Origin of the sequence: Diaphorobacter caeni (assembly GCF_015354245.1) — a bacterium.
GTDB classification, from domain to species: Bacteria; Pseudomonadota; Gammaproteobacteria; order Burkholderiales; family Burkholderiaceae_C; genus Diaphorobacter_A; species Diaphorobacter_A caeni.
The window spans coordinates 96873-111495 of sequence record NZ_JADKYZ010000001.1; the positions used below are offsets into that span (position 1 = coordinate 96873).

Sequence of the window (14623 nt, forward strand, 5' to 3'; positions counted from 1 at the left end):
TGCGGATGTCTGGTTCGGGAGGCGTCACGCCGCGATCACGCATTGGACGCCGGCTTCTTCGAGCAGGCTGGCGTAGGGCGCGGGGGGCTCGGCGTCGGTGTAGAGCACGTCGATCTGGTCCAGACGCGCCAGCTCGATCATCGCGGGGCGGTCGAACTTGCTGGAATCTGCCGCCAGCCACACCTCGCGGGACTGCGCGATGATGGATTGGGCAACCTTCACCTCGCGCAGATCGAAGTCGCGCAGCGTGCCGTCCTGCTCGACGCTGGAGATGCCGATCACGCCGATGTCGACCTTGAACTGGCGGATGAAGTCCACCGCCGTCTCGCCGACGATGCCGTGATCGCGCGAGCGCACCACGCCGCCCGCGACGATGACCTCGCATTCGGGGTTGTCGGCAAGGATCGCGGCGACGTTCAGGTTGTTGGTGATCACGCGCAGGCCCCGGTGCTGCATCAGTTCGCGCGCAATCGCCTCGGTGGTGGTGCCGATGTTGAGAATCATCGAGCAGCCGTTGGGAATCGCGCGGGCGACTTCGCGCGCAATGGCGCGTTTGGCTTCGTCGTTGAGCAGCTGGCGCTGCACGTAGCCGATGTTTTCGGTGGTCGACGAGGGCAGCCGCACGCCGCCGTGAAAGCGCATCAGATGGCCTTGTTCGGCGAGGCGCTGCACATCGCGGCGCACGGTCTGCAGCGTCACGCCGAGCCTCTCGGCGAGCTGTTCGATGGTGACATTCTTTCGCTGCCGGACTTCTTCCAGCAGCAGCAGTTGACGAGGATTGGTGTTCACGCGGGTCTCTGTCTCCTGTCTGTGCCATGCCCGCATCGGATCGGCGCGGGCGGAACCCATGGGGAAGACTGTAAAACGAAGCAAAAAGAAAGCATCAAGGGTAACCCCGAATTTGAAACGCGCCAAAAAGAACAAGAATGATCGAAATCGAAAATAACGAACCGGCAAGTTGATCCTTGGCCTGCCGTGCAGCGTTCCGTCTTTCTTTGTTCTTCAATCGCCAGGATGGCGCGGAGTGGAAAGGTCGAAATGGAGTTGGTTCTGGAGAGAATCAGCAAGAAGGTGGGCTCGCAGCAGTGGCTGCGGGAGATGAATCTGGCGCCGCACAGCGGCGCCGTCACCGTGCTGCTGGGAGCTACGCAGGCTGGCAAGACCAGTCTCATGCGCATCATGGCGGGGCTGGACGTGCCCACCGGCGGTCGCGTGCTGGTCGATGGCAAGGACGTGACCGGCGTGCCGGTGCGCGAGCGCAACGTCGCCATGGTGTACCAGCAGTTCATCAACTACCCTTCGCTGACCGTGGCGCAGAACATCGCGTCGCCGCTCAAGCTGCAGGGGTTCAAGAACGTCGATGCGCGCGTGAAGGAACTGGCCGAGCGGCTGCACATCGACATGTTTCTCGATCGCCTGCCCGCCGAATTGTCGGGTGGCCAGCAGCAGCGCGTGGCGCTGGCCCGGGCGCTGGCCAAGAACGCACCGCTGATGCTGCTCGACGAGCCGCTGGTGAACCTCGACTACAAGCTGCGCGAGGAGCTGCGCGAGGAACTCACGCAGCTGTTCGCGACCAGCGACTCCACCGTCGTCTACGCGACCACCGAGCCCGGCGAGGCCCTGCTGCTGGGTGGCTACACCGCCGTGCTGCACGAAGGCGAGCTGCTGCAGTACGGCCCGACGGCGGAGGTTTTCCATCGTCCCAATTCGCTCAAGGTGGCGCGCGCGTTCAGCGATCCGCCGATGAACCTGCTGGCCGTGCAGGCCATGGGCACCGGGCTGCGTCTGCCGGGCGACATGTATCTGGAGCTTGGCACGCAGGCTCCGCAGGCGGGTGGGCTGACGCTGGGCATCCGCGCGAGCGCGCTCAGGCTGCACGCGCGGCCCGGCGATGTGGCGGTGCAGGGCGTGGTCGATCTCGCGGAGATTTCGGGCTCGGACACGTTCGTGCACGTCAGGTCCTCATGGGGCGATCTGGTCGCGCAGATCACCGGCGTGCACTACGTCGCGCTCGGCGAGACGGTGACGCTGCACCTCGATCCGGCGCAGGTCCATCTGTTCGGCGCGGACGAGGCGCTGCTGCGGGCACCGGCCCGTGCCCAGGCACATGAACACGCGCCCATGGGAGGGCACTGAGATGGCACGCATCGAACTCCAACTCGCGCACTCCTATCGCCCCAACCCGCAGAAGGACAGCGACTACGCGCTTTTGCCGCTGGACATGACGTTCGAGGACGGCGGCGCGTACGCGCTGCTCGGCCCCTCGGGCTGCGGCAAGACGACGATGCTGAACATCATGTCGGGCCTGCTCGTGCCCTCGCAAGGCAAGGTGCTGTTCGACGGTCGCGACGTGACGCGCGCCAGCCCCCAGGAGCGCAACATCGCGCAGGTGTTTCAGTTCCCCGTCATCTACGACACGATGACCGTGGCCGACAACCTCGCGTTTCCGCTGCGCAACCGCAAGGTGCCCGAGCAGCGCATCCGAGAGCGCGTCGGGCAGATTGCCGAGATGCTGGAGATGAGCGGCCAGCTCAACCAGCGCGCGGCGGGGCTGTCGGCGGACGAGAAGCAGAAGATTTCGCTCGGCCGTGGTCTGGTGCGCGAGGACGTGGCGGCGGTGCTGTTCGACGAGCCGCTCACGGTGATCGATCCGCATCTCAAGTGGCAGCTGCGGCGCAAGCTCAAGCAGATCCACCACGAGCTCAAGCTCACGCTGGTCTATGTGACGCACGATCAGGTCGAGGCGCTGACCTTCGCCGACCACGTGGTGGTGATGACGCGCGGGCGCGCCGTGCAGGTGGGCACGCCGGGCGAGCTGTTCGAGCGGCCGCAGCATGCTTTCGTCGGCCACTTCATCGGCTCGCCCGGCATGAATTTTTTGGAAGCCAAGGTCAGCGGTGGAGAAATCCATGTGGCGGGCCACCGCGTGCCCGCGCCGCGCGCGCTGCCGGACGGCGATCTGCGCGTGGGCGTGCGGCCCGAGTATCTGGCGATCGCGGGCGAGGGCCATCTCGGGGCGCTGCCCGGCGTGGTCATGCGGGTGCAGGACGTGGGTACGCACCAGATGCTGACGGCCACCATCTACGGCCAGATCGTCAAGGCCCGCTGCACGCCCGAGCAGGTGCTGCCCAAGGAGGGCGAACTGGTCTGGCTGCGCGTGGTGAACGAGCACACCTGCTTCTACAACACCAACGAGGAGCTGATGCCATGAGCGCGCCGGAAAGCATCAACACCAAACCGGTGAACCAGAAAGCCTGGTTCCTGATCCTGCCGGTGATCATCTGCGTGGCGTTCTCGGCGATCCTGCCGCTGATGACCGTGGTGAACTACTCGGTGCAGGACATCATCTCGCCCGAGCGCCGCGTGTTCGTCGGCACCGAATGGTTCGCGCAGGTGATGCGTGATGAAGAACTGCACAGCGCGCTGCTGCGCCAGCTGGGTTTCTCGCTCGCGGTGCTGTGCGTGGAAATTCCGCTGGGCATCATGCTCGCGCTGGCCATGCCGGCGCAGGGCTGGAAGTCCTCGGCCGTGCTGGTGATCGTGGCGCTGTCGCTGCTGATTCCGTGGAATGTGGTCGGCACGATCTGGCAGATCTACGGCCGCGCCGACATCGGCCTGCTCGGCAAGACGCTCGAAAAACTGGGCTTCGACTACAGCTACACCGGCAACGCGACCGATGCCTGGCTCACGGTGCTGGCGATGGACGTGTGGCACTGGACGCCGCTGGTCGCGCTGCTGTGCTTTGCGGGGCTGCGCTCGATTCCCGATGCGTACTACCAGGCCGCGCGCATTGACGGCGCGAGCAAGTTCGCGGTGTTCCGCTACATCCAGCTGCCCAAGATGCGCGGCGTGCTGATGATCGCGGTGCTGCTGCGCTTCATGGACAGTTTCATGATCTACACCGAACCCTTCGTGCTGACCGGCGGCGGTCCCGGCAACGCGACGACGTTCCTGAGTCAGTACCTCACGCAGAAGGCCGTGGGCCAGTTCGACCTGGGGCCGGCGGCGGCGTTCTCGCTGATCTATTTCTTCATCATCCTGCTGCTGTGCTTCATCCTCTACAACTGGATGCAGCGCGTGGGCACGAGCAGCTCTGAAGGAGCGGGCCATGAATGAAAAACGCTTTCAGAAACGCACGCTGTTCCTGATCCTCTACCTCGTCTTCGCCATCCTGCCGATCTACTGGATGGTGAACATGAGCTTCAAGACCAACGAGGAAATCCTCTCGAGCTTCTCGCTCTGGCCCCAGCATTTCACCTGGGACAACTACAAGACCATCTTCACCGACGAATCCTGGTATTCGGGCTACATCAACAGCCTGATCTACGTGGCGATCAACACGGTGATCTCGCTCGCCGTGGCGCTGCCCGCGGCCTACGCGTTCTCGCGCTACCAGTTCCTCGGCGACAAGCATGTGTTCTTCTGGCTGCTGACCAACCGCATGACGCCGCCCGCGGTGTTCCTGCTGCCGTTCTTTCAGCTCTACACGACGGTCGGGCTGATGGACACGCACATCGCCGTGGCACTCGCGCACCTGCTGTTCAACGTGCCGCTCGCGGTGTGGATTCTCGAAGGCTTCATGAGCGGCATTCCGCGCGAGATCGACGAAACGGCCTACATCGACGGCTATTCGTTCCCGCGCTTTTTCCTCACGATCTTTCTGCCGCTCATCAAGGCGGGCATCGGCGTGGCGGCGTTCTTCTGCTTCATGTTCAGCTGGGTGGAGCTGCTGCTGGCGCGCACGCTCACCAGCGTGAACGCCAAGCCCATCGTCGCGACGATGACGCGCACGGTCTCCGCCTCGGGCATGGACTGGGCGACGCTGGCAGCGGCGGGTGTGCTCACCATCGTGCCGGGGGCTGTGGTGATCTGGTTTGTGCGGCACTACATCGCGAAGGGCTTCGCGATGGGCCGCGTCTGATTTCAAGGAGAGACCCCATGTGGGAATGGATGGCATGGACCACGCCGGTGGCGGTTTTCTTCGTGTGCATCGCGCTGATGCTGGTCGGCATGACGGTGTGGGAGATCCAGTCGCCCACCACGCTGCGCAAGGGCTTTCTGCCGATAGCGACGACGCGCGGCGACCGGCTTTTCATCGGCCTGCTGACGGCCGCCTACATCAATCTGATCTGGGTGGGGCTCGGCGAGAAGATGACGCAGTGGTTCTCGCTCGAAGCCGAGCCGACGGTGTGGATCAGCTTCGTGATCTCGATGCTGGTGCTGGCGTTCATCCTGCGCAAGGGCTGAGGCGCGCGAATCGATTGGCTTCTTTGTTCTTCGTATCTGATTTTTTGCAGGCAAGGATCCAGCCCGCTCCTCCCCCGAGGCCCGGATCCCGAGAAAGACGGGGAGTCCCTTTTGAGGAGACATGCAATGAAGGTGCAGTTCAAGGCGATTGCCTTCGCCGTAGCGGCCCTGACTTTGGGGCAGGCTGGCTGGGCAGGCGAGGCGGAAGCCAAGAAGTGGATTGACAGCGAATTTCAGCCGTCCACGCTGAACAAGGACCAGCAGATGGCCGAGATGAAATGGTTCATCGACGCGGCCAAGAAGCTGCAGGCCAAGGGCGTGAAGAACATCTCCGTGGTCTCGGAGACCATCACCACGCACGAGTACGAGAGCAAGGTGCTCGCCAAGGCGTTCAGCGAGATCACGGGCATCCAGGTCAAGCACGACCTGATCCAGGAAGGCGACGTGGTCGAGAAGCTGCAGACCTCGATGCAGTCGGGCAAGTCGATCTATGACGGCTGGATCAGCGACTCGGACCTGATCGGCACGCATTACCGCTACGGCAAGATCATGAATCTGAGTGATTACATGAACGGCGCGGGCAAGGAATACACCAACCCGGGACTCGACCTCAAGGATTTCATCGGCACGAGCTTCACCACCGCGCCGGACGGCAAGCTCTACCAGTTGCCCGACCAGCAGTTCGCCAACCTCTACTGGTTCCGCGCCGACCTGTTCGCGCGCAAGGACCTGCAGGACAAGTTCAAGGCCAAGTACGGCTATGACCTCGGCGTGCCGCAGAACTGGAGCGCCTACGAGGACATCGCCGAATTCTTCACTAATGACGTCAAGCAGATCGACGGCAAGCCGATCTATGGTCACATGGACTACGGCAAGAAGGATCCTTCGCTCGGCTGGCGCTTCACCGACGCCTGGCTGTCCATGGCGGGCGCGGCCGACAAGGGCATTCCCAACGGCATGCCGGTGGACGAGTGGGGCATCCGCGTGGCGGACGACAAGTGCACGCCGGTCGGCGCATCGGTCTCGCGCGGCGGCGCCACCAACTCGCCCGCTGCGGTCTACGCGCTCACCAAGTACGTGGACTGGATGAAGAAATACGCGCCCAAGGAAGCCACGGGCATGACCTTCGGCGAATCCGGCCCCGTGCCGGCGCAGGGGCACATCGCGCAGCAGATCTTCTGGTACACCGCCTTCACGGCCGACATGACCAAGACCGGTCTGCCGGTGGTGAATGCCGACGGCACGCCCAAGTGGCGCATGGCGCCTGGCCCGCACGGCCCATATTGGAAGGATGGCATGCAGAACGGCTACCAGGACGTGGGCAGCTGGACCTTCTTCAACGGCCATGACGCCAACAGGACGGCCGCCGCCTGGCTCTACGCCCAGTTCGTGACCGCCAAGACGACGACGCTCAAGAAGTCCATCCAGGGCCTGACCTTCATCCGCGACTCGGACATCCGAAGCGAGTACTTCACCAAGAACGCCAACAAGTACGGCGGCCTGGTCGAGTTCTACCAGAGCCCGGCGCGCGTGGCGTGGACGCCGACCGGCACCAACGTGCCCGACTATCCGAAGCTCGCCCAGCTCTGGTGGAAAAACGTCGCACAGGCGGTGACGGGGGAAAAGACACCGCAGTCCGCCATGGACAATCTGGCCGAGGAAATGGACCAGGTGATGGCGCGTCTGGAGCGCGCCGGCATGGCCAAGTGCGCGCCCAAGCTCAACAAGAAGGGCGATCCGAACAAGTGGCTGTCCGACAAGGCGGCCCCGTGGGCCAAGCTGTCCAATGAAAAGCCCAAGGGCGAGACCATTGCCTATGACAAGCTGCTTCAGGCTTGGAAGGATGGCAAGGTGCGCTGATCTGCAAGTGGCCTGACTGTGGCGGAGGTGGAATCTTCCGATTTCTCCTTCGCTCCATCAAGGCCGGGCGGTTTTCCGACGCAAACTTGCGTGAGGGTTGGATAAAATCCTAGGGAAAACCCTGAAATGCAATAGGCATCCTGCTATAGGCATTCATCTCCAACAAGCGGCAGCCATGACGACAGAAACCCAAGCCCCATTGATGACCCAGCGCCCCGAACTGCTGGCCCAATTGCGACAGCCGCAGGAATATGACCTCGCGGTGGTCGGTGGGGGCGCGACGGGTCTTGGCACGGCGCTGGATGCGGCGGCGCGCGGCTTCAAGGTGGTGCTGCTTGAGTCGCACGATTTCGCCAAGGGCACGTCGTCGCGCGCCACCAAGCTGGTGCATGGCGGCGTGCGTTATCTGGCTCAGGGAAACATTTCACTGGTGCGCGAGGCGCTGCACGAGCGCACCACGCTGCTCAAGAACGCGCCGCATCTGGCGCGCCCCCTGGCGTTCGTCATGCCGTCCTACAAGCTCTGGGAAACGCCGTTCTACGGCGTGGGCCTCAAGATGTACGACGCGCTGGCCGGATCGGCAGGCCTTGGCGCCACCGAGTTTCTCGGCCGCATGGACACCATGCGCTGCCTGCCGACGGTGCAGGGCGACGGGCTCAAAGGCGGCGTCAAGTATTGGGACGGACAGTTCGACGATGCCCGCCTGGCGCTGGCGCTGGCCCGCACGGCGGCGCTCAAGGGGGCGCTGCTGGTCAATTACTGCGAGGTGACGGGGCTCACCTATGCGGACGGCAAGGTCAATGGGCTGGTCTGCAGCGACAAGGAGTCCGGGGAGCGCTTCGAGATCAAGGCGCGCTGCGTGGTCAATGCGGCGGGTGTCTGGGTGGATGCGCTGCGCGAGCGGGACGGCGAGGCCCAGGGCAAGCCCGTCAAGCCCATGGTCGCGCCGAGCCAGGGCGTGCACATCGTCGTGGACCGCGACTTTCTGCCGTCCGACCATGCGTTGATGGTGCCTAAGACGACCGACGGCCGGGTACTGTTCGCCGTACCATGGCTTGGCAAGGTGATTCTGGGCACGACCGACAGCCCGAAGAACCAGCTCGACTACGAGCCCGAGGCGATGAAGAACGAAGTCGCCTTCATTCTCGGCGAATCGGCCCGCTACCTGCGCCGCGCGCCCAAGGCGTCCGACGTGCGCAGCATCTGGGCGGGCCTGCGCCCGCTGGTCAAGCACCAGGACGATGACGCGGGCAACACCAAGAAAATCAGCAGGGAACACACGGTACTGGTCAGCAAGAGCGGTCTGGTCACCGTGACCGGCGGCAAATGGACCACGTACCGCGCCATGGCCGAGGACGTGCTCCAGCACTGCATGGACGCCAAGCTGCTGCCCACGCGCAGCGGCGGCGTCACCGTGCATCTGCCGGTGGTGGGCGCCACCGCTAAGCCGATGCGCGAGGGCATGAACGACCCGCAGGGCATTCACTCCTACGGCAGCGAAGCGGCTTTCGTGAAGTCGCTCGAGGGCGCGGATCGTGAGCTGGCGCCCGGATTCACCGAGGCGATGGTGCGTTTTGCCGCCCGTTTCGAATACGCACGCACCGTGGAAGACGTGCTGGCGCGTCGGGTACGCATGCTGTTTCTGGATGCGCGGCAGGCGGCCGTGGTGGCACCGCGCGTCGAGGAAATCCTTCGCGAAGAGCTGGGTATCGATCCCCAGATCGGCGATTTTTTGGCAATTGCGCAACAATACGCAACTGTTCCGCAGCCCTGAGGCCACATTTCAGGGGTGCAACGCTCGCAAAGATTGCTGGCTCGCTTGACGGGCTGAGTTATCTTTGCGAGAATACAAGGCTTCGCATTAATTTATGCGAAACTTTTCTGCCCAGCGGATGAGCTGTGAATGGTTTGCAGCTCTGACGACGGGCCCAAGACTGATTGGTTCGCTCTCATTCGTGAGGGTGATTCCGGTGCAAGTTGGGAATATTGAAATGATCCAGACAGAATCTCGGTTAGACGTCGCCGATAACACCGGCGCGAAGTCCGTCCTCTGCATCAAGGTGCTGGGTGGCTCCAAGCGTCGTTATGCAAGCGTCGGCGACATCATCAAGGTGACCGTCAAGGAAGCTGCTCCGCGTGGTCGCGTCAAAAAAGGCGACGTCTACAGCGCAGTGGTGGTCCGCACAGCCAAGGGCATCCGCCGTGGCGACGGTTCGCTTGTTAAGTTTGATGGCAACGCAGCAGTGCTGCTCAATGCCAAACTGGAGCCAATCGGCACCCGCATCTTCGGCCCCGTGACACGTGAACTGCGTACTGAAAAGTTCATGAAGATCGTGTCTTTGGCTCCCGAAGTTCTCTAAGGACACGAGTTATGAACAAGATTCGCAAGGGCGATGAAGTCATCGTGCTCACAGGGCGCGATAAGGGCAAGCGTGGCACGGTTTCGCTGCGCAAGGATGACTCCCACCTCGTGGTGGATGGCATCAACCTGGTCAAGAAGCACGTCAAGCCGAACCCCATGAAGGGTACGACTGGCGGCATCGTGGAAAAGGCTATGCCTATCCACCAGTCCAACGTGGCAATCTTCAATGCCGCTTCGGGCAAGGCTGACCGCGTAGGCATCAAGGTGCAAGCTGACGGTTCGCGCGTTCGCGTGTTCAAGTCCTCCGGCGCCGAAATCAAGGCAGCCTAAGGAGTCAACATGGCACGACTGCAAAAATACTATCGCGAAAAGATTGTTGCTGACCTGACTGAAAAGTTCGGCTACAAGTCTCCAATGCAAGTCCCACGCATCACGAAGATCACCCTGAACATGGGTGTGAGCGAAGCTGTGGCTGACAAGAAGGTGATGGACCACGCCGTGAGCGACCTGACCAAGATTGCTGGTCAGAAGCCCGTGGTGACCAAGTCCAAGAAGCCAATCGCCGGTTTCAAGATCCGTGAAGGCCAAGCCATTGGCTGCATGGTGACTCTGCGCGGCGTTCAGATGTATGAGTTCCTGGACCGTTTCGTGACCGTGGCCCTGCCACGCGTTCGTGACTTCCGCGGTATCTCCGGCCGCGCTTTCGACGGCCGTGGCAACTACAACATCGGCGTCAAAGAACAGATCATCTTCCCTGAAATTGAGTACGACAAGGTCGATGCCCTGCGCGGTCTCAACATCAGCATCACAACGACAGCCAAGAACGACGAAGAAGCCAAGGCTCTTCTCCAAGGCTTCCGTTTCCCCTTCAAGAACTGAGGCAGCGATGGCTAAAGTAGCTTTGATCCAGCGCGAACTGAAGCGCGAAAAACTGGCCGCCAAGTACGCTGCCAAGTACGCAGAACTGAAGGCAATCGCCGGCGACGCAAAGCGTAGCGACGAAGAGCGTGAAGCAGCCCGTCTGGGCCTGCAGAAGCTCCCGCGCAATGCAAACCCCACACGCCAACGCAACCGTTGCGAAATCACCGGTCGCCCACGTGGCACGTTCCGTCAATTCGGTCTGGGCCGCGCCAAGATCCGTGAACTGGCTTTTGCTGGCGACATCCCCGGTGTCACCAAGGCCAGCTGGTAAGCAGGCAGGAGAGATACAACATGAGCATGAGTGATCCCATCGCTGACTTGCTGACCCGCATTCGCAATGCGCAAATGGTTTCCAAGGCCACCGTTTCGGTGCCATCTTCCAAGGTGAAGGTTGCCATCGCACAGGTGCTGAAGGACGAGGGTTACATTGACGGCTTCCAGGTCAAGACCGAAGAAGGCAAGTCCGAACTCCAAATCACATTGAAGTACTACGCCGGTCGCCCAGTGATCGAGCGTATCGAGCGCGTGAGCCGCCCCGGCCTGCGTGTCTACAAGGGTCGTGATTCCATCCCTACCGTGATGAACGGTCTGGGCGTGGCAATCGTCACCACTCCCAAGGGTGTGATGACCGACCGCAAGGCACGTGCTACCGGTGTGGGTGGCGAAGTGCTTTGCTACGTCGCTTAACGTGGCATTGAGGAGAAAACTGAAATGTCCCGTGTAGGCAAATCCCCAGTTACCGTCCCGCAAGGCGTGGACGTGACAATGAACAACGACCAGATCAGCGTCAAGGGCGCAGGCGGCACTCTGTCCCTGACCCCCAACGCCCTGGTGAAGGTGGCTCTGAATGATGGCAAGCTGACGTTTGCCCCCGTCAACGAGTCCCGCGAAGCCAACGCCATGAGCGGCACCATGCGTCAGCTGGTGAACAACATGGTCGTGGGCGTGAGCAAGGGTTTCGAGAAGAAGCTGACGCTGATCGGCGTGGGTTTCAAGGCTGCTGCTTCCGGTTCCAAGCTGAACCTGGCCATCGGCTTCTCGCACCCCGTGAACTTCGAGATGCCTCAGGGCATCACTGTGGCGACTCCAACACCGACTGAAATCATCCTCAAGGGTGCAGATCGTCAACGCGTTGGTCAGCTGGCTGCAGAAATCCGCGCTGTACGTCCTCCCGAGCCTTACAAGGGCAAGGGCATCCGTTACTCGGATGAGAAGGTCGTCATCAAAGAGACCAAGAAGAAATAAGGAGCTGCAACATGTTGACAAAGAAAGAGCAGCGTCTTCGTCGTGCCCGTCAGACGCGTATTCGTATTGCCCAACAAGGCATTGCACGTCTGTCCGTGAATCGTACGAACCTCCATATCTACGCTACGCTGATTTCCGGCGATGGCTCCAAGGTGCTGGCTTCGGCCTCCACTGCAGAAGCCGAAGTTCGCAAGGAACTGGGCGGCGCTGGCAAGGGCGGCAACGTCTCCGCAGCGCAGGCCATCGGCAAGCGCATTGCTGAAAAGGCAAAGGCTGCTGGCGTTGAAAAAGTGGCTTTCGATCGCGCTGGTTTCGCATACCACGGCCGCGTGAAGGCTTTGGCTGAAGCTGCCCGCGAAGCGGGTCTGCAGTTCTAAGCGGAGCGGATAGAAAATGGCAAAGTTTTCCCCCAAGGTGCAAGACGAAGGTCGTGATGACGGTCTGCGCGAAAAAATGATCGCGGTGAACCGCGTCACCAAGGTTGTGAAGGGTGGTCGTATTCTCGGCTTCGCTGCACTGACCGTGGTTGGCGACGGTGATGGCCGCGTTGGCATGGGCAAGGGCAAGTCCAAGGAAGTGCCTGCTGCCGTGCAAAAGGCTATGGAAGAAGCCCGTCGCAACATGGTGAAGGTGTCCCTCAAGGAAGGCACCGTCTACCACAGCGTGATGGGTCACCACGGCGCTGCCGTCGTGATGCTGAATCCAGCCCCCAAGGGTACCGGCATCATCGCGGGCGGCCCGATGCGCGCAGTGTTCGAAGTGATGGGTATCACTGACATCGTTGCGAAGAGCCACGGCTCGTCCAATCCCTACAACATGGTTCGTGCAACGTTCGACGCACTGGCAAACTCCACTACTCCCGCAGAAGTGGCAGCCAAGCGCGGCAAGAGCGTTGAAGACCTCTTTACTGCATAAGGTAGAGACGAGCAATGACAACGCAACAAACAGTCAAGATTCAACTGGTGCGCAGCCCTATCGGCACCAAAGAATCGCACCGCGCCACCGTGCGTGGCCTGGGTCTTCGCAAGCTCAACAGCACCAGCGAACTCAAGGACACTCCTGAAGTGCGCGGCATGATCAACAAGATCGCCTATCTGGTGAAGGTTCTCTGAAAGGATTGATGATGGAACTCAATAGCATCAAGCCTGCAGACGGTGCAAAGCACGCCAAGCGTCGCGTGGGCCGCGGTATCGGTTCCGGTCTGGGCAAGACCGCCGGTCGTGGTCACAAGGGTCAGAAGTCGCGTTCGGGTGGCTACCACAAGGTAGGCTTCGAAGGCGGTCAGATGCCTCTGCAGCGTCGTCTGCCCAAGCGCGGTTTCAAGTCCACCACGTTGAAGTTCAACGCTGAAGTGACTCTGACCGCACTGTCCGCACTCGGCCTGGCCGAAGTGGATGTCGCAGTACTGAAGAATGCAGGCCTCGTCGGTCAGCTGGCCAAGGTCGTGAAGGTGATCAAGTCGGGTGAAATCACCTCGGCTGTGAAGCTGAACGGCATCGGCGCTACCGCAGGTGCCAAGGCTGCTATCGAAGCAGCCGGTGGTTCCCTGGCCTAATTCGGCTTAAAGAAAGGCATCCGTGGCTACTAACGCAGCGCAAATTGCGAAAACGGGCAAGTTCGGCGACCTGCGTCGCCGGCTGGTGTTTTTGTTGCTGGCGTTGGTCGTGTACCGAATCGGGGCGCATATCCCCGTGCCGGGCATCGATCCAGCTCAGCTGCAGCAGCTGTTCAGTGGCCAACAAGGTGGCATTCTGAACCTGTTCAACATGTTCTCGGGTGGAGCGCTCTCGCGCTTCACGGTGTTCGCACTGGGGATCATGCCGTACATCTCGGCATCGATCATCATGCAGCTCATGACCTACGTGGTCCCGACATTTGAGCAGTTGAAGAAGGAAGGCGAGGCCGGACGTCGCAAGATTACCCAGTACACCCGTTACGGTACGCTGGGTCTGGCGCTCTTCCAGTCGCTGGGTATTGCCGTCGCGCTTGAAAGCTCTGCTGGTCTGGTGCTGAACCCCGGGTTCGGCTTCCGCATGACGGCCGTCGTCAGCCTCACCGCTGGCACGATGTTCCTGATGTGGCTGGGCGAGCAGATCACCGAGCGTGGTCTGGGCAATGGTATTTCCATCCTGATCTTCGGCGGCATCGCCGCGGGTCTGCCCAGCGCGATTGGTGGAATGTTCGAGCTCGTACGTACCGGCGCCATGGGCCCGCTGGCAGCAATCCTGATCATCGTGATCATTGCTCTGGTGACCTATTTCGTCGTGTTCGTCGAGCGCGGTCAGCGCAAGATTCTTGTGAATTACGCAAGGCGTCAGGTGGGCAACAAGGTATATGGCGGTCAATCCTCCCATCTGCCTCTGAAGCTCAACATGGCCGGCGTGATCCCCCCGATCTTCGCTTCGTCCATCATCTTGTTGCCTGCTACTGTGGTGAACTGGTTCAGTGCCGGTGAGTCCATGCGTTGGTTGAAGGACATCGCGGGTGCTCTCACCCCGGGTCAGCCGATCTACGTGTTGCTCTACGCTGCTGCAATCATTTTCTTCTGCTTCTTCTACACGGCGCTGGTGTTCAACAGCCGTGAGACAGCAGACAACTTGAAGAAGAGCGGTGCGTTCATCCCGGGCATTCGTCCAGGTGAGAACACAGCTCGCTACATCGACAAGATTCTGGTTCGACTGACCCTGGTGGGTGCGGTATACATCACATTTGTGTGCCTGCTGCCGGAGTTCCTGATCCTGAAGTACAACGTGCCGTTCTATTTTGGCGGTACGTCTCTGATGATCATCGTGGTGGTCACCATGGACTTCATGGCCCAGGTTCAGAACTACATGATGTCGCAGCAGTACGAGTCGTTGTTGAAGAAGGCTAACTTCAAAACAACACTCTGAACGAGTAGCCCAAGCAAGTTTCAGGCGATTTGCGCTAAAATGCGCGGTTCGCCTGAAAGCAACGGCAATTGATGCCCTTCGAACCATCGCGGGCACA

At 61.2% G+C, this 14623-nt stretch carries 19 protein-coding genes; 18 read left to right on the forward strand and 1 reads right to left on the reverse strand.

Annotation, left to right across the window (positions count from 1 at the left end; all coding sequences use genetic code 11):
* Window positions 1-24 precede the first annotated feature (24 nt).
* Window positions 25-789 (reverse strand): DeoR/GlpR family DNA-binding transcription regulator, encoded by a 765-nt coding sequence (locus ISG32_RS00440; RefSeq protein WP_194769069.1) that lies wholly within the window; start codon window positions 787-789, stop codon window positions 25-27.
* 249 nt (window positions 790-1038) lie between these two features.
* Here ISG32_RS00440 and ISG32_RS00445 point away from each other — a divergent pair, with 249 nt between their 5' ends.
* From ISG32_RS00445 to secY, 18 genes are all read left to right on the forward strand, one after another.
* Window positions 1039-2136 carry an ABC transporter ATP-binding protein gene (locus ISG32_RS00445; protein ID WP_194769070.1) on the forward strand — a complete coding sequence of 366 codons (1098 nt, stop codon included), beginning with the start codon at window positions 1039-1041 and terminating at the stop codon, window positions 2134-2136.
* A 1-nt stretch (window position 2137) separates the two neighbouring features.
* Window positions 2138-3211: an ABC transporter ATP-binding protein gene (locus ISG32_RS00450; RefSeq protein WP_194769071.1), complete on the forward strand. Its 1074-nt coding sequence runs from the start codon at window positions 2138-2140 to the stop codon at window positions 3209-3211.
* Entirely contained in the window at window positions 3208-4116 is a 909-nt protein-coding gene (locus ISG32_RS00455) for a carbohydrate ABC transporter permease (protein WP_194769072.1), read from the forward strand. The genes ISG32_RS00450 and ISG32_RS00455 overlap by 4 nt, the downstream gene beginning before the upstream one ends.
* Window positions 4109-4921, forward strand: a complete 813-nt coding sequence (locus ISG32_RS00460) for a carbohydrate ABC transporter permease (protein WP_166309592.1) — start codon at window positions 4109-4111, stop codon at window positions 4919-4921. Before ISG32_RS00455 ends, ISG32_RS00460 begins: the two co-directional genes overlap by 8 nt.
* Before the next feature lie 17 nt (window positions 4922-4938).
* Window positions 4939-5247 carry a DUF2160 domain-containing protein gene (locus ISG32_RS00465; protein ID WP_194769073.1) on the forward strand — a complete coding sequence of 103 codons (309 nt, stop codon included), beginning with the start codon at window positions 4939-4941 and terminating at the stop codon, window positions 5245-5247.
* A 126-nt stretch (window positions 5248-5373) separates the two neighbouring features.
* Window positions 5374-7107 (forward strand): ABC transporter substrate-binding protein, encoded by a 1734-nt coding sequence (locus ISG32_RS00470; protein ID WP_194769074.1) that lies wholly within the window; start codon window positions 5374-5376, stop codon window positions 7105-7107.
* Between the two features lie 175 nt (window positions 7108-7282).
* Window positions 7283-8881 carry a glycerol-3-phosphate dehydrogenase/oxidase gene (locus ISG32_RS00475; RefSeq protein WP_194769075.1) on the forward strand — a complete coding sequence of 533 codons (1599 nt, stop codon included), beginning with the start codon at window positions 7283-7285 and terminating at the stop codon, window positions 8879-8881.
* 217 nt (window positions 8882-9098) lie between these two features.
* Window positions 9099-9467: a 50S ribosomal protein L14 gene (gene rplN / locus ISG32_RS00480; protein ID WP_194769076.1), complete on the forward strand. Its 369-nt coding sequence runs from the start codon at window positions 9099-9101 to the stop codon at window positions 9465-9467.
* 11 nt (window positions 9468-9478) lie between these two features.
* Window positions 9479-9799 (forward strand): 50S ribosomal protein L24, encoded by a 321-nt coding sequence (gene rplX, locus ISG32_RS00485; RefSeq protein WP_194769077.1) that lies wholly within the window; start codon window positions 9479-9481, stop codon window positions 9797-9799.
* Between the two features lie 9 nt (window positions 9800-9808).
* Window positions 9809-10348: a 50S ribosomal protein L5 gene (gene rplE, locus ISG32_RS00490; protein WP_194769078.1), complete on the forward strand. Its 540-nt coding sequence runs from the start codon at window positions 9809-9811 to the stop codon at window positions 10346-10348.
* A gap of 7 nt (window positions 10349-10355) precedes the next feature.
* Window positions 10356-10661 (forward strand): 30S ribosomal protein S14, encoded by a 306-nt coding sequence (gene rpsN, locus ISG32_RS00495; RefSeq protein ID WP_011803856.1) that lies wholly within the window; start codon window positions 10356-10358, stop codon window positions 10659-10661.
* A 20-nt stretch (window positions 10662-10681) separates the two neighbouring features.
* On the forward strand, window positions 10682-11077 hold the full coding sequence (gene rpsH, locus ISG32_RS00500; RefSeq protein WP_194769079.1) for a 30S ribosomal protein S8: 396 nt from the start codon (window positions 10682-10684) through the stop codon (window positions 11075-11077).
* 24 nt (window positions 11078-11101) lie between these two features.
* Entirely contained in the window at window positions 11102-11635 is a 534-nt protein-coding gene (gene rplF / locus ISG32_RS00505) for a 50S ribosomal protein L6 (protein ID WP_194769080.1), read from the forward strand.
* Window positions 11636-11646: 11 nt separating this feature from the next.
* Complete coding sequence (rplR, locus tag ISG32_RS00510) at window positions 11647-12012, forward strand: 50S ribosomal protein L18 (RefSeq protein ID WP_194769081.1); 366 nt, start codon at window positions 11647-11649, stop codon at window positions 12010-12012.
* A gap of 16 nt (window positions 12013-12028) precedes the next feature.
* The gene (gene rpsE / locus ISG32_RS00515; RefSeq protein WP_194769082.1) at window positions 12029-12550 is read left to right on the forward strand and encodes a 30S ribosomal protein S5; all 522 of its coding nucleotides are present in this window, start codon (window positions 12029-12031) and stop codon (window positions 12548-12550) included.
* A gap of 14 nt (window positions 12551-12564) precedes the next feature.
* On the forward strand, window positions 12565-12747 hold the full coding sequence (gene rpmD / locus ISG32_RS00520) for a 50S ribosomal protein L30 (RefSeq protein WP_194769083.1): 183 nt from the start codon (window positions 12565-12567) through the stop codon (window positions 12745-12747).
* An 11-nt stretch (window positions 12748-12758) separates the two neighbouring features.
* A complete protein-coding gene (rplO, locus tag ISG32_RS00525) occupies window positions 12759-13190 on the forward strand; it encodes a 50S ribosomal protein L15 (protein WP_194769084.1) in 432 nt (143 codons plus the stop codon).
* 22 nt (window positions 13191-13212) lie between these two features.
* Complete coding sequence (gene secY, locus ISG32_RS00530; protein WP_194769085.1) at window positions 13213-14526, forward strand: preprotein translocase subunit SecY; 1314 nt, start codon at window positions 13213-13215, stop codon at window positions 14524-14526.
* Window positions 14527-14623 lie beyond the last annotated feature (97 nt).

Excerpts from the sequence above, each read along its gene's own strand:
- rplO (WP_194769084.1), top strand. The coding sequence starts at position 12,759 with ATGGAACTCAATAGCATCAAGCCTGCAGACGGTGCAAAGCACGCCAAG.
- ISG32_RS00470 (WP_194769074.1), top strand. The coding sequence starts at position 5,374 with ATGAAGGTGCAGTTCAAGGCGATTGCCTTCGCCGTAGCGGCCCTGACT.
- ISG32_RS00455 (WP_194769072.1), top strand. The coding sequence starts at position 3,208 with ATGAGCGCGCCGGAAAGCATCAACACCAAACCGGTGAACCAGAAAGCC.
- rplR (WP_194769081.1), top strand. The coding sequence starts at position 11,647 with ATGTTGACAAAGAAAGAGCAGCGTCTTCGTCGTGCCCGTCAGACGCGT.
- ISG32_RS00475 (WP_194769075.1), top strand. The coding sequence starts at position 7,283 with ATGACGACAGAAACCCAAGCCCCATTGATGACCCAGCGCCCCGAACTG.
- rplF (WP_194769080.1), top strand. The coding sequence starts at position 11,102 with ATGTCCCGTGTAGGCAAATCCCCAGTTACCGTCCCGCAAGGCGTGGAC.
- rpsH (WP_194769079.1), top strand. The coding sequence starts at position 10,682 with ATGAGCATGAGTGATCCCATCGCTGACTTGCTGACCCGCATTCGCAAT.
- rpmD (WP_194769083.1), top strand. The coding sequence starts at position 12,565 with ATGACAACGCAACAAACAGTCAAGATTCAACTGGTGCGCAGCCCTATC.
- ISG32_RS00460 (WP_166309592.1), top strand. The coding sequence starts at position 4,109 with ATGAATGAAAAACGCTTTCAGAAACGCACGCTGTTCCTGATCCTCTAC.
- rplX (WP_194769077.1), top strand. The coding sequence starts at position 9,479 with ATGAACAAGATTCGCAAGGGCGATGAAGTCATCGTGCTCACAGGGCGC.
- ISG32_RS00450 (WP_194769071.1), top strand. The coding sequence starts at position 2,138 with ATGGCACGCATCGAACTCCAACTCGCGCACTCCTATCGCCCCAACCCG.
- ISG32_RS00465 (WP_194769073.1), top strand. The coding sequence starts at position 4,939 with ATGTGGGAATGGATGGCATGGACCACGCCGGTGGCGGTTTTCTTCGTG.
- rplE (WP_194769078.1), top strand. The coding sequence starts at position 9,809 with ATGGCACGACTGCAAAAATACTATCGCGAAAAGATTGTTGCTGACCTG.
- rplN (WP_194769076.1), top strand. The coding sequence starts at position 9,099 with ATGATCCAGACAGAATCTCGGTTAGACGTCGCCGATAACACCGGCGCG.
- rpsE (WP_194769082.1), top strand. The coding sequence starts at position 12,029 with ATGGCAAAGTTTTCCCCCAAGGTGCAAGACGAAGGTCGTGATGACGGT.
- ISG32_RS00445 (WP_194769070.1), top strand. The coding sequence starts at position 1,039 with ATGGAGTTGGTTCTGGAGAGAATCAGCAAGAAGGTGGGCTCGCAGCAG.
- rpsN (WP_011803856.1), top strand. The coding sequence starts at position 10,356 with ATGGCTAAAGTAGCTTTGATCCAGCGCGAACTGAAGCGCGAAAAACTG.